Below are 18,105 nucleotides of genomic sequence, written 5' to 3' on the forward strand. Positions count from 1 at the left end.
ATCAGCCTAAGACCTCGTATACTTCGCTGGACTTGGATTTTCCTTTTACTTTTACTTTGCCTAACTTTTTAAAGGAATACTTTCTGCGATTCTTCAACTTGCGGTATGTGCTTTCGCTAAGTAGAAGGTTCGCATGAAATTCCTTGGTTAATCCCTCAATACGAGAAGCAAGATTGACTGCGTCCGAGATCACTGTCCCATCCATTCTTTCTTCTTCTCCAATCGTTCCAAGCATCAATGTTCCAGTATGAAGTCCGATACCAATTTGTATCGGCTCATAATGTCGATCTGCTCTGGATTGGTTTAGACTTTCCAACTCTCTAAGCATTTCCATCGCAGCATCCAGAGCCTGGTCGGGCAAACTAGGAAAGAGAGCCATAATTCCATCTCCCAAATACTTATCAATGAATCCACCGTGCTTACGGATAATCGGTCCCATCTTCCTCATATAAGAATTTAAGAAATCAAAATTGTCCTTAGGAGTCATCTTCTCAGAAAGTTGAGTAAAGGATCTGATATCCGAAAATAGGATGGTCATTTCTCTTTGGACCTGATCTCCCAAGCCAATCTCAGTAATATCATTCTTATTCAAAAATTTCAAGAATGCTAATGGGACAAATCTACTGTAGGCCTTGTTCACTTCTAACAAGTTGTCTGATAAACGTTCTATGTATAAGAACGCCTGGGAAAACCGGAAGGAGAGCAGATAAGACTGCACGAATATAAAAACAAATAATCCTAAAGGAAGATAATATCCCGTATTTATCACCGCTTGAGAGTATAAGCTATCATTGATCGCAGCTGCAGTTAAAGCAATCACTCCTCCAAGAGCCATTAAAGAACCTTCTGCTCTTGTTTTGACCAAACGGACCAATACAAAGAAGATCCACAATATTACGAAAATTAAACATACTTGGAAAGGGATCAAAGTATGAGTATAAATACTCGCAGGAGTAACCACTACGATCGCTGATACAATCAGGTTAAACCCAATGAAAAATTTTCTTAACTTCGCAGAGAATGAGTGCGGATACAACGCATCCAGATAATAAACAAAAAATGGAACGGCCAAGTAGAAGGAAATATATTCCAGCTTATTAAAAAATTCCCAAGGTAAATGAGGAAATTTTAGGATCAGGAATCTTTCTCCTGTTACAAATATCCTGAGGCAGATGCTCGCGCAAAATGCTCCGAAAAACAGCCCGGTCATGTCCCTTCTTCTTAAAGAATACAAACCAAAATGATATAAGGCCATAATGATGATACTTCCGAACAAGAACATCTCACTAAAAGAACTGTTGTCTCTGAAGTTTAGAAGGTCTACTTCTGTCCCCATTCTAAGAGATTCCCAAAGTCCTCCCTTATAATGATCAAAATTAGAGATCTCTACTTGGAGTAACATCTCCTTGTTAGGTTGCCCGATCGAAACATAAAGTGGAAGATACTGTGGACGAGACGAGTTTGGATCAGGGCCCACCACTCCATTTCCCATGATCTTCTTCCCATCCAAATAGATAGAAGCAGCAGTTCCAGCTCCTTGGAAATGCATCATCAGCCTTCCTTGATTTTGGCCTGGAATAATTTTTAAAGTGTAAGTGCCATATCCGAAAGCCATCAAAGGATTCATACCTTCTAACTTTGGGATTTGATTCCAGTTACCCGGAATATTTACTATATGAGTTTGAACATCTTTAGATCCAAGATCTGGTCTAGAAACCCCAAGTTTCATCCATTGGAATTTCCACTCTCCATCCAATTTTACGATCCCGTCTTCTGCGAAATTCCAATCTCTTAGATCCAAAACTCCGTTTTCTGCAAGAGGAGAAATTTTAGATGAACTTTTGTTTCGACAGGAGAATAACGTTAGGACCAAAAATAGTAAGAGTGGAATGACTTTGAGAGATTTCATATTATCGATTTGAAATTGGACGATTATCGCCTTTGTTTTCCTCAGATCGGAAGAGGAATTTCCCGATCCTTCTAGGGAAAGCGGGAGCAATACTAATAAAATTTCGAAATCAATTAAATCAGAAATTTAGGAATTCTGAGGGATTTTTGGAAAATTTTTCCGGTGAGAATCTATAACTCTCGTTCGATGAAAAGTAAAAAAAGGTCTCCCGGTTGGCTCCGGGAGTTTTGTACGTTAGAATTTTTGTAAGAAGCTCTCCAAAATATTACGGAATTCTTCTGGTTGGTCCAATTGCAACCAATGTCCTGCATCCGAAACTACTTTATGTGGAAATCCCAAATGAAGCCTGTGTAACGCAAATTGATCGTCATTTTCAGGCGTGACGATCGCAAGTTTAGGACCCACATATCTTTTTAAAGAATGGTTCGGATCATAATCCAATAGCTCTGAGGTAATCTTGATCACTGTATCTTTAGGAGCTCTGATTAATTCTCCCATCAGCCTTTCTTTTACTGCAGGTTTAGAATCTGCCAATAATTGTTCCCAATAAGATTCAGTAGTTTGCACATATTCATCTGAATATAAAGCATTCTTGATTTGATTACGAACTGGCTCGGGTAATTTTTTAGGATCTCCATTGGAATCTACAAGAACAAGGCCAGCTACTCTACTTGGATTTTCACCTGCGTATTGTAATGCGACACTTCCTCCCATACTATGCCCTACTAACACAAATCTTTGTAATCCCAGAAGATTTACAACTGTGGCCAAGTCCTGTGCCATAGAAGAGATCCTATAATCTCCATCTTTAGGAAATTCAGAATCTCCATGACCTCGCAGTTCTATTCGGACCACCCTTCTGTTTGGAACGAGCGATTCCTTGATCTCTTCCCAATGAGAAACATTCCCTCCGAAAGAATGGATAAACACCACTGGCATGCCTCCAAATCCTTCGTCTTTATAGGAAATTTTCCCAGTAGGACCATGGACAGAGGTTTTGATAATTTCACCTTTACAAAGAACAATGCCAAAAACGGAAGTTGCTAAAGTAATCATAAAAACAAGCATACCAGAATATACATGACAAGTTCTGTCATATTTAGAAGTTTATACTAAATTTATGAGAGCTGATAGGCTTCTAAATATTCTCCTACATTTGCAGGCAAAAGGAAGAACCACTGCAAAGGAACTTTCTAAAAAATTAGAAATTTCAGAACGAACTGTTCATAGGGATATGGAGGCTCTTTCTGCTGCAGGAATTCCAATCTATGCAGAGAGAGGGATAGGTGGAGGTTGGAGTTTAAGCGAGGGTTATAGAACAAACCTTACAGGTTTTAAAAAAGAAGAAGTAATCTCCTTATTATTGGTACATTCTTCTCGCGTTTTAGAGGACTTAGGAAAGAAAAAGGATTTCGATTCTGCATTTGTCAAACTCATGGCCTCTCTTCCTCCTGCATATAAAAAGGATGCAGAAACCGCGAGGCAAAGAATTCATATAGATGGTCTTGGTTGGGGTCGCGCTATCAGAGAACTTCCACTTCTTCCGATACTACAAGACGCAGTTTGGGAAGAAAAAAAAGTAAAGATCATTTACGAGAAAGAAGGTGGAAAGCCTGAACCAAGGATCATAGAACCTTACGGCCTCGTAGCGAAAGACACAATTTGGTATGTGGTTGCAAAACGTGGAAAAGAAATGAGAGTCTATCGTATCTCTCGTATAAAAGAAGCAGCAATAACTCCTGAAAGATTTGAAAGACCTAAAAAATTCGATCTAAGCCAATATTGGGAAGAATGGATCAAAGAATTCAAATCAAGAGTTCCTAAATATTTGATTAAAATTAAGGTCACGGATGCCACTGCGGAACATATCAAAAGTCTTCCCTATATGAAATGCCTAAGCCAAAAACCTATGGCAAAAGGTTTTACCGAAATGATAATCGATATGGAAACCAAGGAATGGGCATTAGGAAGTATGCTTCAATATTGTGATTCTGTTTTTGTTTTGGAACCTCTGGAATTGCAGGAAGCAATTCGACGTAAGGCCAAAGAAATCCTGAAAATTTACGAATAAAACTAATTACCCATCTAATTTATAGAAAGTCAGAAGAAGATTGATTTTCCCGTCAGATCAAAGATAATTTTTCGAATAGAACTGCATGTCTTCTTCTCCTAAAAACTATTGGATACGAAACCCAAACTTTCTGGAAAATCAGGAGGATGCGATACTCATCGCTGATAATAAAGGAAAACTTTTGGATTCAAATTCTCAGGCAAAAGAGCTTGGACTCGTGCCAGAAAAAGATGATCTGAAACATTCTTCTTGGTATAAGAAACTCTCAAACGCAGATTCCAAAGAGCATTCTCATCTTACATTACATCTTTCTTCAGGTAAGAAAAGATTCGTTTGTAGGACAATTCCAATCTTAGTGGATGAAAAAGAACCTGCAAAGGCATTCTATTTCAGAGACATCACAGAAAGATCTTTTACTAAAGCGAAGGCGAAAAGATACGAGTCCCTTTTCAGAAGAAGGGAAAACAAAATTAAAGAATTAGAGATCCGTGATAAACTTACAGGTCTATTTAATAGAGAATACACGATCGAATCCTTCCAAGCAGAACTTTATAGAGCAGAAAGAAGCGGAACCGCAATTGGAGTGGTTTATTTGCATATAGACGGATTAAAAGAGATCAACGAAATATTCGGGAATAACGGAGGAGACCTTCTTCTTAAAGAAATGGGAAGGATACTTTTGGAAAATTCCAGAAGAAGTGATATCACTTCCAGGATCGGAGGTGAAAAATTCTTACTTCTTCTTCCAGGAGCGCATAAGAATATAGTTTTGGAAAGGGCGGAGAAGATCAAAAGATTATTTTCAGAATCCAGTTCCAACGGTTCCTGGGGAGAAGTGAAAATCACAGTTTCCTTAGGAGTTGCAATGTATCCGGAAGATGGTTCTACATATGATATTCTTCTGCAAAAAGTCCAAACAGGAAATTAAATGACCCACGTAGAAAAGTTCGAAGGCGAAAGAGCACAAGTATACGAGAGAAGAATTGGAAAGATGATCCCATTCTATTCAGGGATCATGGAATTGGTAGCAATCTATCTTTTGGAAAACACTCCCGAAAAAGGAAAGATCTTATCCGTAGGCTGCGGAACTGGGGCAGACTTTGCCAGATTATTAAAAATTGCTCCTGATCGGTTTTCGATTACAGGCTTAGATCCTTCTCCTGAAATGATCGAACAAGCTCAGAAAAAATTTCCAGAACTTAAACTGATTTGCGGAACTGTAGGAGAACTTCCCGCTGCCGAAGAATATGATTCTGCTACTTTACTATTCGTTTTACATTTCCTTCCAGATACTGGAGATAAACTTTCCATCTTAAAAGAGATTTATGCACGATTGAAAGAAGGTGGAAGTTTAATCTTATTCGATCTATTCGATTCCGAACCAAATCGACCAGAGATCTTATTTCAGAATATAAAATCTTATCTAATCAATTTCCAAGGCTGGGAAGAAGAAGCAGTACAAATCTATTTAAAAAGAGTATTCGAACTCCATCGTATTCCAAGATCCAGATACACAGATCTTTTGCAAGAAGCCGGATTTTCAGTAAACTCTCAAAAATTTAGATCCTTGCATGTTGGCGGATGGATCGCTACTAAATAAAATTAACTTCTTTTACTAGGTTTAAATGCAGAGGTCATATTTTTAGAAGCTAACTTCTTCTCATAAAATTCTTTAGAAGCAGCGTAGATCGTTTTTTCGAAAGTGGCGTATACTGTCCCTTCTTCGTCTTCGTATTTTGCAGGAAGATCAAAAACGATTTCACCTTTTTCTAATATATCCTGTTTCGTTTTTTGGATCAATTCCTCTGTGATCAAAAATCGGATCTTTACTTTATCAAGGATCGGCCTGACAAATTTTACCTTTGCTGCTTTGTCCCAAACAACATAATCAGGTCCAAGTATCCACATCATCATCAACATATAGTAGGGATCTACTGAACTATAGATACTTCCCCCATAAATTGTTCCGACTCTATTCAATGTACGAAGATTTTTCTTTAAGCTAACATGAAGTTCTCGTAGATCGGAAGAGATAAATTGTATTTTTCCTCCTGTGCACCACAGACAAGGCCAATGGTTTAAACGAAAACGTAACCACCAAGAAGATAGAGATTCTTTTTTATCACTAGTATATAATTTCATAATGGATTCTTTGCTGTCAGATTGGAAGTTCTACTCTTCTACGCAAGGCGATTTCCCTTACACTCATTCCTGAAAACCTCCCTTATATTCCGATTATATTAAGATAACAAATCTAGAACCGTTTGATTTTTTAAAAAACAACCGTTATGTTAACTTTTTAAAAATATTTGAAAGGACGTTGACAGGGGAAAAGTTCCAGTTATTTCTTTTTTTACTCCGTATATCGGAGTGAAGCATTAAACTTTTATAATGCGTAAAAATAGATCATTTGAATGGTGAAAAAATGAAAAGTTCCACGGTGTTTTCCTCTCGAATCGTCGCAGTCGCATTTATTTGCGCTCTGTCCCTGATCGGAGCCGGATGTAAAGATTCCTCCTCAAATTACGATTCTTTGTTATTTTTAGTCCAATCTAACAGTAAATCCGGAGGAGCCCTCCCAGCAGACATAAATTATAAGGCAGAATACCTAACTCCTGCTCCTTTGGACCAGCCAAGCGGAATTCCTTTCGAAGGAGGCGGAACCAAGGGAAAGGACGGAAGAAGCCCAAGACCAGTATATGCTCCAAAATTACAGATAGATCCACAGGGTTGGATGAGCAGCGGATACCAATCCAGATCCAATACTCAGCTCAGAAACATTTGTATCCCAGGAACACATGACTCAGGAACTTACGGGATCCAGGGAATTGACGAGAATATTTCCCAAACCCAAGAATACAATGTGGGAGAACAATTGGCTCTCGGATATCGTTACTTCGATCTAAGGATCAAAAAGATAAGCGGACAATTTAAAATCCACCACGGATCCAGTGTTTCTGTTTCTGCTCAGGAAGTGTTCCAACATATCTCCAGCTTCGTGAATAATCGCAAAAAAGAGATCGTATTCGTTCATATCCAGAACGTGGACAGCATGAGCGATGCAGAACATTACGAACTGAAAGACCAACTGGTTCTTCCTTATTTAGGTTCCAGAATGGCTCCTCGTAATTTAGGAAATTCAGTTAACTTTGGTCAACTTTGGGATCTAGATAAAAACGTAATCTTGATCTGGGGCGGTGGAAATTTCGCAGATCTATCTCAATTGTATTGGAACCAAGGCCAGACAATGAAAAGCGACTGGCAAAATACTGGAAACGAATCCGATCTAGTAAGCGCACTCAGAGATCGTATCAAGGACAATAGAGAAGGTAAATTTTACGTAGCTCAAATGATCCTTACTCCAAATGCATCTCAAATCATCTTCCCTCCTTATTGGGGAAGTATAGAAGACCTTACGAATGATAAATTGGATCATGCAAGTTTTGTTTATGACTTGGATAGAGAAGCTAAAAAATCAGGGCAACGTATCAATATTGCAATGGTAGATTTTGCAGGTCCTCGTTTCTCCCAATACGCGTTCGAAGCATGTATGGATGTGAATGATCTGGAGCCAAGATACTTCACTTTAAAAAGTAAACAATCTAATCTATGTTTAGATGTGAGCAACAGCGGAACAGACAACGGCACTCGTGTCCAAGTTTGGAATTGCAACAACACTAATGCTCAGAAATGGTTCTATGAACATTCTACAAGTCATCTTCGAAGCAAATTGAATAATGATAAATGTTTGGATAACGGCGGAGAGAATTGGAACGGAGGAAAAATAGTCCTCTGGGATTGTAGAGACAATATAGATAATATGAGATTCGATTTTTACGATGATTCTATGCGAGTTAGACAAAACGAATCTATCGCAGTGGACGCTAACGGTTCTACAAGCGGTTCTCTAGTAAGCCAATGGACTTGGCATGGTGGAAACAACCAACGTTGGGAGAAAAATTATGAAACTCCTTACTTTGCTCTTGTCAACCAAGACTCTGGCAGATGTTTAGATATAAGCAATAGCAGTACTGCAAATGGAGCAAGAATCCAAGTTTACAACTGTAACGGAACAAACGCTCAAAAATGGTATTATGATGCAGGCAATGGGTTTCTAAGAAGTAAGCTGGATCCAAATAAATGTATGGATAATGGTGGAGAAGCTCGTAACGGCGGGAAGATTGCTCTCTGGGATTGTAAAGACATGAATAATATGAGATTCGATTTTGTAGGAGATAGTATCCGTAACAGAATCAACTCATTATACGCGGTCGATGCAAACGGAGCGTCCAACGGATCTTTAGTAAGCCAATGGGAATTCAAAAATACCAATAACCAACTCTGGAAAAAATCATATTAAGTTCGAAAACGGGGAATCTTATTTGATTCCCTCATAACGATACATCCAGTCTTGGCCTTTCTTAGCAAAACTAGGTAAGGCCAGAGTTAGTATCCTATCCCTGATCCAACAACCTATCGGGCTCAGTTTTTTCTTTCTATTTCCGTTCCTTCTAGATTCTTCTATAATCCTCTCCACTCTAGGCCTTCTGATTATTTCGAAATCTCTAAACGCCTCCGGAACGGAAGCGGATCTTTCTAAAAGTGAATATAGGGTATGAGAATCTTCCAATGCCATAGATGCTCCTTGGCCGGTATGAGGACTCATTACATGAGCAGCATCTCCAATTAACAATACCTTATCATTTCCCCATTTAGGCAGACTCCTCAAGTCATGAACGTTCCCTTTCAGGATTGTAGGAGAAGCTTGGATGATTCTTTCGATTGGATCATGCCATCCTTTATGTATTTCTAATATTTTATTTCTCCAGGATTCGTCGCTCATAGAGTAAATCTCTTCCCTTGTAAGTTCTTTTTCAGAAGGGATATTGCTCCACCACATCCAAGAAGTATCCTCAGTGTTTCCACAGGCGGCAAAACCAAAAAAACCTTCCGGTCCGAAAGTAAAATGGATCGGTCCTCTTTTTGAATATTTTTCAGGGATCACATCTGCAGAAACGAATCCTCCCGCATTTAAGATTCCGGTATATTCAGGTTTTGGAAAATTAGGAAAAAGAAAATTACGGACTTTGGAATGATTTCCGTCGGCTCCGATAAGAAAGTCCGCTTCTGCAGAACTTCCATCTTCGAATTTTGCGATCACTCCTCCATCTAATGGAAATTCCGCATCGGAGAATTTTTTTCCGTACTCGATCTGGATCCCTTCCTTCTCCGCAGCCTCCAATAAAAGAAGATGGAATCTTGCACGAGAAACCACGATTGCAGATTCTCCGAATTGAGAAACGGATCCATTTGGGATCATTGCAAGAATCTTTCCTATATGATTCCTAAAAATCATTTCATCTGAAAGTGTTCCTATCTTTAACATCTCCGAAGTCAGATCTAATTCTCTCATCACCTTCATTCCATTAGGTGATATTTGAAGAGCCCCTCCTATATCTTCCGCAGGACGGGAATAGGATTCCATCAGACGAACTCCATACCCTGCCCTTTTCAAAAATAATGCAAGAGAAGGGCCTGAGATTCCGGAGCCTACGATTATAAAATTGGGTCTCGCCAGTTCCATATTTATCCTCCAAATGCTGCCTTGATCACTGTGAAAGCAGAGACCCAAGAATACCACGGGTAATCCGGAATTTCGTTCTTGCTATTTTCTGCCATGTTTGTTCTCCTTAAATCGAATTAACTCGATGACTAATTATCTTGATTATCGAGATATTTGACGGTCAAAATAATTGCAAGACAAAAAAATCCCAAAAACTAAGCCCGAATTGATGGAATCCATTATGACCGATTCCAAAAACCTGAGCACTGTATCCATTTTATTCCACCAAACCATCGCGGATAGACTCGGGCTGCACATTACAGATCACAAATGTGTGGACTTCCTATTTACGCAGGGTCCCCAAACAGCAGGGGAAATCTCTAAGAGCATGGGACTTAGCACTGGTGCTGTAACTTCTCTAATTGATCGTTTGGAGAAGAAGGGGCTGGTTGAACGTAAGAATGATCCAAGCGATAGGAGAAAGGTGAGAATTTTTCTGACCCAGGATATGTCCGCTATGCAGAAAATAGGAAGCCTATTCGAAGGTTTGGCAAAATCTGTTTGGGAACAACTCTCTGCTTACACTGCAGAAGAACTAAAGATCATTTTGGATTTTACCCGCAAATCAATTCGAATCATGGAAGAAGAAAGAGAAAAACTTCTGCAAAACCGACCGGATTTATAAGAGCTTAATGAGTCCTGAAGCCTCCGCAGTTTATAAATCTTTTAGAAGGATTCTACTATTCCGGATATATTTTTAAGCTTGCTCAACTAGCCGATATTGCAGAACAATTCTGCGAAAACTTTTAGAACTAAATGAATTCCAGGCATTTCGAGAATTTTTAGTGGAGGAAAGGATGAAAGCTTTAGTAACAGGAGCAAGCGAAGGGATCGGAAGAGAATTCGCTAAACAACTTGCATCAAAAGGTTATAAGATCACTGCAGTAGCAAGAAACGAAGTAAGGCTCAAACAACTAGTAGACGAACTAGGAAAAGGTCATAACTTTATTATTGCCGATCTATCGGATCCAAAATCAACAGCAAAGATCCAAAAAGAGTTAGAAGACAATCATTACGATTTATTAATAAACAACGCTGGGTTCGGGGTATACGGACCGTTTGACAAGGCGGACCTTCCTAGATTACAGGCGATGACCCGTTTGAATATAGACTCTCTTGTATCCTTGTCTTATTCTTTCTTAAAAAAATCCCAATCAGGAGATTCTTTGATGAATATCTCTTCTACCTTGGGTCTTGTTCCAATGCCTTCTTCCGGAGTGTATTCAGCAACTAAGGCATTTGTAACTTCTTTCAGTGAATCCTTATGGTATGAGCAAAGAAAAAGAGGAGTTTATGTTATGGGGCTTTGTCCTGGAGTAACAGTTTCTAACTTTTTCGAAAGAGCCGGAGGAGATCCAAAAGATTTTCCAAAAGCAATCGCTCAATCCGCGGAAACTTTGGTGGAATATGCTTTGGCAGCTTTAAAAAAGAGAAGTTCCCCTACTGTGGTTTCTGGACTTCCAAATAAAGTTCTAGTAAAAGTTTCTAAGCTGATCGGAAGAAAGGCTACAGTTAAATTGATGGGAAAAATGAGGTAATAGATGACGTCCCCTTTTTTTGGAGAATTTTTAGGCACATTTGTGCTGATACTTTTAGGAGACGGAGTAGTAGCCGGAGTTTTATTAGAAAAATCTAAAGCAAAAGATTCCGGTTGGATAGTGATTACTGCTGCTTGGGCATTCGCAGTGATTTTAGGAGTTTTTACTGCAAAAGCATTTGGAAGTGCGGATGCTCATTTAAATCCTGCAGTTACTTTGGCATTTGCTGTACAGTCTGGAGAATATTCTAAAATTCCAATATACCTTCCTGCACAATTTTTGGGGGCGTTTTTAGGAGCAATTGCTGTATACCTACATTATCTTCCTCATTGGAAAGAGACAAAGGACTCAGGAAAAATCTTAGCAGTATTCTCTACAGATCCTGCTATCTCTAATCCGCCTTCTAACTTCTTTAGTGAATTTTTGGGGACATTCATTTTGATCTTAGGGATACATTCTATCTTCTCCGCTCAAATTGCTGATGTGACCACACCTATGGGAGTTTTTTTTGTAGGTATCTTAGTTTGGGTGATTGGACTTTCCATGGGAGGAACTACAGGATATGCGATCAATCCTGCGAGAGATCTTGGGCCTAGATTAGCACATTATCTTCTTCCTATTGCAAACAAAGGAAACTCTGGATGGAAATATGCATGGCTTCCCATTCTTGCACCTTTAGCAGGTGGGGCCTTTGCAGGAATATTTTTAAAATCCATATTATAATTTTAAAGGTTTAGCAGGATCCAATCGACAACATGAAATCATTTTCTCTCAAACAAACATTCTTAATATTCTTTTTGATCTATATATCTTGTTTAGGAGAACAGATCCGAAACAAACCTATCGAAGGAAATTTGGATCTACAAGGTCATAGAGGAGCCAGAGGTTTAAAACCAGAAAACACCTGGCCGGCATTCGAAGAGGCCCTTTCTCAAGGAATGACCACGATCGAATTGGATACTGTTCTAACCAAAGATCAGAAAATTATAATACATCATGACTCTGAATCTAATCCTGCATTATGTTCTAAGAAAGATGGATCAGAGATCATTTCTAAATCTATTTATGAACTTACTCTGGCAGAATTAAAAGAATTAGATTGTGGAACTAAAAAGAATCCTAAATTCCCTGAGCAAGTCTCTGTTCCTGGGACTGAACTTTTGACCATACAGGAGTTTTTTGAAAAAATCCAAACATGGGAAAGAACGGGAAAAAGAAAAGTTATCCCAAAGTTTAATATAGAGACAAAATTCCCACAAGATGCAGAGTCCCAGGTCTCTAATGAAATTTTAGAAGCACATGTAAATCTTCTGATCAAAGCGATTGAAACAGCAAAGGTCACTGATCGCGCAACAATCCAATCTTTTTATCTTCCTGCGATTTCCTTGGTAAAAAAGAAAAATCCTAAGATCAAAACTTCTGCGTTATTCTCCCTCACCTATTCCCAAGGGACTGCAATGAAATTTGGGTTTGGTAATTCCAGAAGAGAATATGTTTTAAATCAAACTAAAGAGTTAAGGGCAGATATTATTTCTCCTTATTTCTTATATGTAACAGATGAATTCGTTTCTAAGGCTCATTCTTTAGGAATTAAAGTGATCCCTTGGACAGTAAATGATACAAATGAAATGGAAAGATTGATAGAAGCAGGCGTGGACGGAATTATTACAGATTATCCAGATCGACTGAATTCTGTTCTTAAAAAACATTAGACACCCTTTCGGTTCTGCTTATCCTAACGGGAAGTGAAGCGGTCTCTTATACTTCTTTCTAGTTTTTGGTTTTGTTTCTCTTTAGAAGCGGCACCGATCGAAGACGGAGTGTTGCAAATTTCCTCTCCGGATCTTGCTGAACACTCCGAACTGATTCCATTAAATGGGAACTGGCAATTTTTGTACGGAGAATTTGTTTCTCCTGAAAAAAGTTCAACAGCTAACTGGGATATGTTAACTATTCCTCGTTCTTGGCAGGATACTAAAAAAGGAGATCAAGTACTTCCGAGAGAAGGAGCAGCAAGTTTTCGTTTATCCATCATCTTCCCGGAAGAAGATCTGAAAAAAGAAATCGGGTTGATGATGCCCGACTTTGCATCTTCTTACAAATTATATTATAATGGAAGATTAGTTTATTCTTCTGGCGCTCCTAGTTTAGATCCTTCTTCTGAAATTCCTAAGATCAAATCTGTATATCTACCTTTAAGAATAGAAAAGACAAATACGGAAATTTTAGTACAAGGCTCTAACTGGATCAATAATTTCGGTGGTTTCTGGCAGGTTCCAAAACTAGGAACCTTAGAAGCGATTTATAGAGAAAAACTGATCACTCAATCCAGGGAATCTTTTTTGTTTGGTGGGCTTCTTCTTATAGGACTTTATCATACAGGGCTTTTTCTATTTAGAAGAAAAGAAAGGTCTGCATTCTATTTTGCATTATTTACTTTTTTATTAACTTTAAGAGTAGCATTGATCGGCAACAGGCTCGTCCTGGAAATTTTCCCGGACTTTCCTTGGGAGTCCGTTTTTAGATTAGAATTCTTCTCCTTCTATACTGCAGTTCCGATCTTTTTAATGTTCCATCGATCTTTGTTCCCAGAAGATACATTCTCATGGGTACCTGCTGCTGCTTGGGTTTTAGCAATCGCTTACGATATCACTCTATTATTCCCGATCGGATTTTTTACTAAGATTATAGGTCCATTCCAAATTGTAACAGGGATCGGCCTACTCTATGTTCTGTTTACAGTTTGTTTAGGAGTTTGGAAAAAAAGAGAAGATTCACTTTTATTCCTCACAGGATTTTTTGCATTCGGTATTACGGTAGGAGTAGATCTACTCTGGGACAAATTAAATCTAAGAGGGATTAATCTTTCTCCTTACGGACTTTTAGTATTTACTCTTTCTCAATCTTTAGTACTTTCCAGAAGGATCGCAAGAGCATTCAGAAAATCCGAAATACTTAGTGAGAATTTAAGGATAACGAACAGTGCACTGAATATTCTAAAAGATAATTTGGAAGTTTTGGTCCGAGAGAAAACTTCTGAATTGAATCACTCTTTAGAAAGAATACGAAAAGATTTACTCGTTGCTCAAAGGATCCAGAAAAAACTTTTTCCAGAAAATGTAGAAGCATACAAAGAATTAAAATACGCAGTTAAATATCTTCCAAGAGACGAAGTGGGCGGAGATTTTTACGATATTTTTGAAGTTTCTCCTGGAGTGTATCGTATCTTTCTCGCAGATGCTACTGGGCACGGAGTCCAAGCGGCGCTCGTTACTATGGCAATCAAAGCAGAATACGAGGGAATTAAATTCGGAGCAAAAGATCCAGGATTCTGTTTGGATCTTTTGGATGATAAATTCCAAAGAAAATTCTCTTCTTTAGGGACTATATTCTCTTCAATCATCGTGGATATTTATGCCAGAGAAAACAGATTAGTTTATGCTTCTGCAGGACATCCGGATCAGATTTTAGTACATTCTTCTAATCTTATGAATTTAAGAAGAACAGGTGCTATCATAGGTTTAAAGAACAAAAAAAGTTATGAGAACCAAGAGTTGGAATTTCTAAACGGAGATAGGATGTTTCTTTTTTCGGACGGAGTATTCGAACAATTCAATTCCAAAAGAGAAGCATGGGGAGAATCTAGACTTAGAAATCGGATCTCAGAACTTTCCGCAGAACCTATCGAAAATATTCCGGATATAGTGATGAAAGATCTGGATTTATGGCTTGGATATTCCCAACCCCAAGATGATATAAGTCTGATCGCAATCGAAAGAGTTTGAAAGGACTATTTCTCTTGTACAAAACCGGAAAATAAAGAATATGACAGTCCAAAAAAAGTCCGCACTTCAATTTTTACTTTTTACATTACTTATAGATTTTATCGGCTTCGGGATCATCATCCCTGTGGTTCCAAATCTTTTAAAAGATATGTTGCAGGGAAACTTAAGCACTGCAGCTGTTTATGGAGGACTTCTATCCTTTACATATGCGATCACTCAATTTTTCTTCGCACCTATCATCGGAGGTTTAAGCGATAGATTCGGAAGAAGACCAGTCTTACTCGCCTCCTTGTTCGGATTAGGAATTGATTATGCATTCTTAGCATTGGCTCCAAATGTATTTTGGTTATTCGTAGGAAGAATTATCGCAGGGATCACAGGAGCAAGTTACGGAGTCGCAGGTGCAATCATCGCAGATATCAGTCCTCCTGAAAAAAGATCCCAAAACCTGGGATTAGTAGGAATGGCATTTGGGATGGGATTTATTATAGGTCCGATCATTGGTGGTTTATTTTCTGAATTCGGCCCAAGAGCTCCTTTTTGGGTGGCTTCTTCTCTTTCTCTTTTGAACTGGGTGTATGGATATTTTGTTTTGCCTGAAACACTCATAGAAGAGAACAGAAGAAAATTCAACTGGGTGATGGCAAACCCATTCGGTTCAGTCGTAGCCTTTTTCCGTTACCCTGGACCTTTAAGCGGTCTAGTAGTTTCATTATTTCTAATATTCGTAGCAAACCATTGTATGGAGACCAGTTGGTCTTATTTTACAATGAATAAATTCCAATGGACTGCAACTAAGATCGGATTCTCCCTCGCCGTAGTAGGTGCTTCACTCGCAGTGGTCCAAGGAGGACTACTTAGGATCATCATCCCTAAGTTGGGACAAAAAAATTCTGCTTATATAGGAATTTTAGCGAGAGTGGTCATGAGCGCGTTATTCGCATTCGCTTGGGAAGAATGGATGCTTTATGCTCTACTTGTTCCATTCTCTTTTTGTTTTATCGCAACACCTGCAATCCAAGGTTATATTTCTAATCATGTTTCTCCTACACAACAAGGAGAGTTCCAAGGAATTATGGGAAGTATGATGAGCCTAAGTTCTATTTTAGGCCCATTGCTTATGAGTTTTGTTTTTTCTTATTTTACAAGAGAAGGTATGCAGCCCTATTTTCCGGGAGCACCCTTTATAGTGAGTTCCTTTCTTGCGATCTTAAGTTTAGTGATCGCAATTATTTCTTTTAGAAAGGAAAAACTAAGAGTGGGAGAAAAGGTCGGAGAATAATCTATTCTTCTTCGTCTTCTTCTAACGCAAGATAAAACAGGGCCCATAAAGTATCGAATAGGATCTGCATTAATAACGCGAACCTTTCTTCTCTATCTTCTACAGTTTTAAAATCATTGATTAAAAAGGTAACGAAAGGTTCTAAGATCCTTCTTTCTTCCAGATCAGGAATTGCGTTCAAACTTTTGAGAGTAAAGTTCTCTTCAACAGGAACATTATGATAATTTAATCTACTATTCAGAACTAGAACAGCCAATTCCAGGAGTTCTGCATCTGACATTGTGCTTACACCAGCGTCGTTTAATCCGGAAAGTAAACTAGAGATCGCTTCGTCAGTGATCTCCTCACTTCTATCCTCGTCTTCGTCGCTGTATGCTTCTGAAATTGCGATTAGAACTGCAGTTGCTTGGTCCCAAAAAGAAGACAATGTCTCGTCCAAACGAGCCTCATCCTCTTCTGTTAATTCCCTTTTGAAACCTGAATCTAGATCATCATAAAAAGGTTCCGGATCATCAGTCTCGCATGCTGCAGAAATGAATGTGCGAACAGCAATCCAAAACGGGGACTTATCGTGCCCGACGCGAAGAATTTCCTCGGCATATTTGGCTACTGTAGCTCTCCAAGTGGAAGGGGAATAGGAAGGAATCTCCATATTCAAATAATCCCTACTCTCTCCAAACTCGTCGACACTATAAATCTTTTCATATTATTTTTTAAGAAGAAATTTGAACGGGATCTTTAATACGCTCAAAGATTCTAGTTGCTCCTAACTGAGAAGTATCGATTATTTCCCGCATGAGCATTGACGAAAATTATGATTTCCCCAGGTTTCGTTCCGATTCAAATGCGGGTCATTATGAAAGTTGGTTTGTAAGAGGAAATCATCCAACTCGTCCTCTGGCAATATGGATCCGTTATACTATTTTTTCTCCGAAAAATTCTCCTAAAGATTCAATAGGAGAATTATGGGCGATCTATTTCGATGGAGAGAATGGAAAACATTATGTTTCCAAATCGGAATATCCTATTTCAGAATGTGAATTTACTGGAGATCCATTCAAAGTCCGGATTGCTTCCTCCATTCAAGATCATAATGGACTTAAAGGTAAATCAGGAAACAAACAAGGGTCTACAAACATAGAATGGGACCTAAACTTCTCCGGAGGAGATAAACCTCTTTTTCTTTTTCCCAAAAATCTTTACTCTGGAGGTTTTCCAAAGGCGAAGGTACTGGTAGGCAGACCTTCCCTATTACTTAATGGATTTATAAAATTAGAAAATAATAAAATAGATCTTAAGGACTGGAAAGGTAGCCAAAATCATAACTGGGGCCCAAAACATACGGATCAATATGCATGGGGACAAGTAGCCGGTTTTGACGGAGAAGAAGGTTCTTTTCTGGAATTGGCAACTGCAAAGATTAAGATTGGCCCTCTCTGGACTCCTGCAATCACTCCAATTGTTTTACGTTTACATGGCAAAGAATATGCGCTGAACGGTTTACTCTCTTCTTTTGGAAGAGCAGACTATCATTACTTCGATTGGAAATTTCAGGCGACTTCTCCTGAAATAAAAATAGAAGGAAGAATTCATGCCGATAAAAAAGATTTCGCCTGCCTACGTTATGCGAATCCTCCAGGCGGTTGGAAGTTTTGTCTAAATAGCAAAATAGCTAGAGCAGAAGTTTTGGTCCAAAGAAAAGGAGAAACCTCTCCACTTCGTTTAAGATCTGCCAGAAGTGCAGCATTTGAAATACTTACTGAAGATACTTCTCACAGTTTATTGACTGAAGTTTAAGATTCTTTAACTCTCGACCTTTTTGGGATTGACCAGGTTCCCTTTCTCGAAAATTTTGAGAGTCAGCCTCAGTTTCTTTTAATTCTAAAGGGTTATTCTC

Annotated in this window: 16 protein-coding genes; 11 read left to right on the forward strand and 5 right to left on the reverse strand. The window is 38.7% G+C overall.

The window, feature by feature from the left end; translation table 11 throughout:
* Position 1: 1 nt before the first annotated feature.
* Both CH362_RS15155 and CH362_RS15160 read right to left on the reverse strand, forming a co-directional pair.
* Complete coding sequence (locus CH362_RS15155; protein WP_100711282.1) at positions 2-1,909, reverse strand: adenylate/guanylate cyclase domain-containing protein; 1,908 nt, start codon at positions 1,907-1,909, stop codon at positions 2-4.
* A gap of 234 nt (positions 1,910-2,143) precedes the next feature.
* Positions 2,144-2,965, reverse strand: coding sequence for an alpha/beta fold hydrolase (locus tag CH362_RS15160; RefSeq protein WP_100711283.1), 822 nt, complete (start codon positions 2,963-2,965; stop codon positions 2,144-2,146).
* Between the two features lie 64 nt (positions 2,966-3,029).
* On the opposite strand from CH362_RS15160, the gene CH362_RS15165 reads away from it, so the two are divergent.
* From CH362_RS15165 to CH362_RS15175, 3 genes are all read left to right on the forward strand, one after another.
* Positions 3,030-3,980 carry a helix-turn-helix transcriptional regulator gene (locus CH362_RS15165; protein WP_100711177.1) on the forward strand — a complete coding sequence of 317 codons (951 nt, stop codon included), beginning with the start codon at positions 3,030-3,032 and terminating at the stop codon, positions 3,978-3,980.
* Positions 3,981-4,065: 85 nt separating this feature from the next.
* Positions 4,066-4,908, forward strand: coding sequence for a GGDEF domain-containing protein (locus CH362_RS15170; protein WP_100711178.1), 843 nt, complete (start codon positions 4,066-4,068; stop codon positions 4,906-4,908).
* Positions 4,909-5,580, forward strand: a complete 672-nt coding sequence (locus tag CH362_RS15175) for a class I SAM-dependent methyltransferase (protein WP_100711179.1) — start codon at positions 4,909-4,911, stop codon at positions 5,578-5,580.
* 2 nt (positions 5,581-5,582) lie between these two features.
* On the opposite strand, the gene CH362_RS15180 is transcribed toward CH362_RS15175, so the two are convergent.
* The gene (locus tag CH362_RS15180) at positions 5,583-6,122 is read right to left on the reverse strand and encodes a DUF4442 domain-containing protein (protein WP_100711180.1); all 540 of its coding nucleotides are present in this window, start codon (positions 6,120-6,122) and stop codon (positions 5,583-5,585) included.
* Positions 6,123-6,405: 283 nt separating this feature from the next.
* Between CH362_RS15180 and CH362_RS15185 the strand changes: the two genes are divergently transcribed.
* Positions 6,406-8,340, forward strand: coding sequence for a ricin-type beta-trefoil lectin domain protein (locus CH362_RS15185; protein ID WP_208859594.1), 1,935 nt, complete (start codon positions 6,406-6,408; stop codon positions 8,338-8,340).
* An 18-nt stretch (positions 8,341-8,358) separates the two neighbouring features.
* On the opposite strand, the gene CH362_RS15190 is transcribed toward CH362_RS15185, so the two are convergent.
* Positions 8,359-9,564 (reverse strand): FAD-dependent oxidoreductase, encoded by a 1,206-nt coding sequence (locus CH362_RS15190; protein ID WP_100711182.1) that lies wholly within the window; start codon positions 9,562-9,564, stop codon positions 8,359-8,361.
* A gap of 220 nt (positions 9,565-9,784) precedes the next feature.
* Here CH362_RS15190 and CH362_RS15195 point away from each other — a divergent pair, with 220 nt between their 5' ends.
* The 6 genes from CH362_RS15195 to CH362_RS15220 all read left to right on the forward strand — a co-directional run bounded on the left by CH362_RS15195 (position 9,785) and on the right by CH362_RS15220 (position 16,208).
* The gene (locus CH362_RS15195; RefSeq protein WP_244280608.1) at positions 9,785-10,228 is read left to right on the forward strand and encodes a MarR family winged helix-turn-helix transcriptional regulator; all 444 of its coding nucleotides are present in this window, start codon (positions 9,785-9,787) and stop codon (positions 10,226-10,228) included.
* A 172-nt stretch (positions 10,229-10,400) separates the two neighbouring features.
* Positions 10,401-11,141 carry an SDR family NAD(P)-dependent oxidoreductase gene (locus tag CH362_RS15200; RefSeq protein WP_100711284.1) on the forward strand — a complete coding sequence of 247 codons (741 nt, stop codon included), beginning with the start codon at positions 10,401-10,403 and terminating at the stop codon, positions 11,139-11,141.
* 3 nt (positions 11,142-11,144) lie between these two features.
* On the forward strand, positions 11,145-11,864 hold the full coding sequence (locus CH362_RS15205) for an MIP/aquaporin family protein (RefSeq protein WP_100711184.1): 720 nt from the start codon (positions 11,145-11,147) through the stop codon (positions 11,862-11,864).
* 32 nt (positions 11,865-11,896) lie between these two features.
* Entirely contained in the window at positions 11,897-12,853 is a 957-nt protein-coding gene (locus CH362_RS15210; protein ID WP_100711185.1) for a glycerophosphodiester phosphodiesterase, read from the forward strand.
* 33 nt (positions 12,854-12,886) lie between these two features.
* On the forward strand, positions 12,887-14,926 hold the full coding sequence (locus CH362_RS15215; protein ID WP_100711186.1) for a PP2C family protein-serine/threonine phosphatase: 2,040 nt from the start codon (positions 12,887-12,889) through the stop codon (positions 14,924-14,926).
* A 40-nt stretch (positions 14,927-14,966) separates the two neighbouring features.
* Positions 14,967-16,208, forward strand: coding sequence for a TCR/Tet family MFS transporter (locus tag CH362_RS15220; protein ID WP_100711187.1), 1,242 nt, complete (start codon positions 14,967-14,969; stop codon positions 16,206-16,208).
* Position 16,209: 1 nt separating this feature from the next.
* On the opposite strand, the gene CH362_RS15225 is transcribed toward CH362_RS15220, so the two are convergent.
* A complete protein-coding gene (locus CH362_RS15225; RefSeq protein WP_100711188.1) occupies positions 16,210-16,860 on the reverse strand; it encodes a hypothetical protein in 651 nt (216 codons plus the stop codon).
* Positions 16,861-17,003: 143 nt separating this feature from the next.
* On the opposite strand from CH362_RS15225, the gene CH362_RS15230 reads away from it, so the two are divergent.
* Complete coding sequence (locus CH362_RS15230) at positions 17,004-18,005, forward strand: hypothetical protein (protein WP_100711189.1); 1,002 nt, start codon at positions 17,004-17,006, stop codon at positions 18,003-18,005.
* Positions 18,006-18,105 lie beyond the last annotated feature (100 nt).

The organism is Leptospira saintgironsiae, from assembly GCF_002811765.1.
GTDB lineage: Bacteria > Spirochaetota > Leptospiria > Leptospirales > Leptospiraceae > Leptospira_B > Leptospira_B saintgironsiae.